A 3190-nucleotide genomic window follows, 5' to 3' on the forward strand; every position below is an offset into this window, starting at 1 on the left:
ATAGAAAACAAAACAAAACGGATCATATTAAATTATGATTTGGTGCAATAAGCAAAATAAGGGCGCATGGGGAATGCCTAGGCTCTCAGAGGCGATGAAGGACGTGATAAGCTGCGAAAAGCTGCGGGGACGGGCACACACCGATTGATCCGCAGATATCCGAATGGGGCAACCCGCTATGTTGAAGGCATAGCACACCGATAGGTGGGCAAACCCGCTGAACTGAAACATCTAAGTAGGCGGAGGAGAAGAAAACAAAAGTGATTCCGTAAGTAGTGGCGAGCGAACGCGGATTAGCCCAAACCAGCATTGTTACGGCATTGCTGGGGTTGTAGGACCGCGAGATTTTATGTGCAAGGAACCGGAAGCTTCTGGAAAGGAGCGCCATAGAGGGTGACAGCCCCGTATGGGTAACGAGCATAATAGATAGCGGTATCCTGAGTAGGGCGGGGCACGTGAAACCCTGTCTGAATTTGGCGGGACCATCCGCTAAGGCTAAATACTCCTGAGAGACCGATAGTGAACCAGTACCGTGAGGGAAAGGTGAAAAGAACCGTGAATAACGGAGTGAAATAGATCCTGAAACCATGCGCCTACAAGCGGTCGGAGCCCCTTCGTGGGGTGACGGCGTGCCTTTTGCATAATGAGCCTACGAGTTAACGCTGCTGGCAAGGATAAGTGGTTAAGCCATGGATCCGCAGCGAAAGCGAGTCTGAATAGGGCGCTTTAGTCAGTAGTGTTAGACGCGAAACCGTGTGATCTACCCATGGGCAGGTTGAAGCTGTGGTAACACACAGTGGAGGACCGAACCGGTTGACGTTGAAAAGTCTTCGGATGACCTGTGGGTAGGGGTGAAAGGCCAATCAAACTCGGAAATAGCTCGTACTCCCCGAAATGCATTTAGGTGCAGCGCTGATAATAGTTATATAGAGGTAGAGCTACTGATTGGATGCGGGGGCTTCACCGCCTACCAATTCCCGACAAACTCCGAATGCTATATAATGTTTTACAGCAGTGAGGGCTTGGGTGCTAAGGTCCAAGTCCGAGAGGGAAAGAACCCAGACCATCAGCTAAGGTCCCCAAATATATGCTAAGTTGAAAGAACGAGGTTTGTCTGCCCAGACAGCTAGGATGTTGGCTTGGAAGCAGCCATTCATTTAAAGAGTGCGTAACAGCTCACTAGTCGAGCGGACGAGCATGGATAATAATCGGGCATAAGCATATTACCGAAGCTATGGATTTTGCAGCAATGCAAAGTGGTAGGGGAGCATTCTGACAGGGCTGAAGGTATCTCGTAAGGGGTGCTGGACCGGTCAGAAAAGAAAATGTAGGCATAAGTAACGATAATGCGGGCGAGAAACCCGCACACCGAAAAACTAAGGTTTCCACAGCTATGCTAATCAGCTGTGGGTTAGTCTGGACCTAAGGCGAACCCGAAAGGGACAGTCGATGGCCAACGGGTTAATATTCCCGTACTTCTTATTGCTGTGATGGGGTGACGGAGTGATGAAAGCGCCGCGAACTGACGGAATAGTTCGTTAAAGCACCTAGCTATAGGCTCTCTAGGCAAATCCGGAGAGTTTGGTGAAATGCGATAGTACTCGGAGTCTTCGGACAAAGAGATAGTGCGCCTAAGGGCTTCCAAGAAAAACCTCTAAACTTCAGGCAGTAAGAACCAGTACCGTAAACCGACACAGGTAGTTGAGGAGAGAATCCTAAGGTGCTCGAGAGATTCATGGCTAAGGAATTAGGCAAAATAGACCTGTAACTTCGGGAGAAAGGTCGCCCCGAGCAATCGGGGCCGCAGTGAAGAGGTCCAGGCGACTGTTTATCAAAAACACAGGGCTCTGCAAAATCGTAAGATGAAGTATAGGGCCTGACACCTGCCCGGTGCTGGAAGGTTAAGAGGAGATGTTATCTTCGGAGAAGCATTGAATTGAAGCCCCAGTAAACGGCGGCCGTAACTATAACGGTCCTAAGGTAGCGAAATTCCTTGTCGGGTAAGTTCCGACCTGCACGAATGGTGTAACGATCTGGACACTGTCTCAGCCATGAGCTCGGTGAAATTGTAGTAACGGTGAAGATGCCGTTTACCCGCAGTGGGACGAAAAGACCCTGTGCACCTTTACTATAGCTTAGTATTGACCTTGGATAAATGATGTGTAGGATAGGTTGGAGACTATGAAGCGGCGTCGCCAGGCGTTGTGGAGTCATTGTTGAAATACAACCCTTTGTTTATCTGAGGCCTAACCCCGCGATGTGGGGGACAGTGCTTGGTGGGTAGTTTGACTGGGGTGGTCGCCTCCAAAAGAGTAACGGAGGCTTCTAAAGGTTCCCTCAGTACGCTTGGTAACCGTGCGTAGAGTGCAATGGCATAAGGGAGCTTGACTGAGAGACATACAGGTCGATCAGGTACGAAAGTAGAGCATAGTGATCCGGTGGTTCCGCATGGAAGGGCCATCGCTCAAAGGATAAAAGGTACGCCGGGGATAACAGGCTGATCTCCCCCAAGAGCTCATATCGACGGGGGGGTTTGGCACCTCGATGTCGGCTCGTCACATCCTGGGGCTGGAGAAGGTCCCAAGGGTTGGGCTGTTCGCCCATTAAAGTGGCACGCGAGCTGGGTTCAGAACGTCGTGAGACAGTTCGGTCTCTATCTACTGCGGGCGTTAGAAATTTGAGTGGATCTGATTCTAGTACGAGAGGACCGAATTGGACTAACCTCTAGTGTATCTGTTGTCCCGCCAGGGGCACCGCAGAGTAGCTACGTTGGGAAGGGATAAGCGCTGAAAGCATATAAGCGCGAAACCCACCACAAGATGAGATTTCTTTTAAGGATCGTGGAAGATGACCACGTTGATAGGCTACAGATGTAAAGGCAGTAATGTCACAGTCGAGTAGTACTAATAATCCGTAAGCTTATGCACAGACTTTTCCTCCCCGCCCTGCGGGGAGGAAGGAACTTTCTTAAATAAAGCTTATTTGTTTCTTTATCCCAGTATGTTAAAATATTGTTTTAATTATTAATTGCCAATTGCCAATTATTAATTGAAAAGCTGCTTGCAGCGAATAGCCTTAAGGTGGTTATTGCGGCGGGGCTCACCTCTTCCCATCCCGAACAGAGAAGTTAAGCCCGCCTGCGCAGATGGTACTGCATCATTGTGGGAGAGTATGTCGTCGCCTTTCTTTT

The 3190-nt window shown here is 49.5% G+C and carries 2 rRNA genes; both read left to right on the plus strand.

Annotation, left to right across the window (positions count from 1 at the left end):
- Positions 1–44 precede the first annotated feature (44 nt).
- Positions 45–2927: ribosomal RNA gene (locus DM397_RS00630) — 23S ribosomal RNA — on the plus strand.
- A 149-nt stretch (positions 2928–3076) separates the two neighbouring features.
- Positions 3077–3186 (plus strand): 5S ribosomal RNA (rrf, locus tag DM397_RS00635).
- Positions 3187–3190 lie beyond the last annotated feature (4 nt).

Source organism: Flavobacterium nitrogenifigens (genome assembly GCF_003254565.1).
In the GTDB taxonomy this organism is placed as follows: domain Bacteria; phylum Bacteroidota; class Bacteroidia; order Flavobacteriales; family Flavobacteriaceae; genus Flavobacterium; species Flavobacterium nitrogenifigens.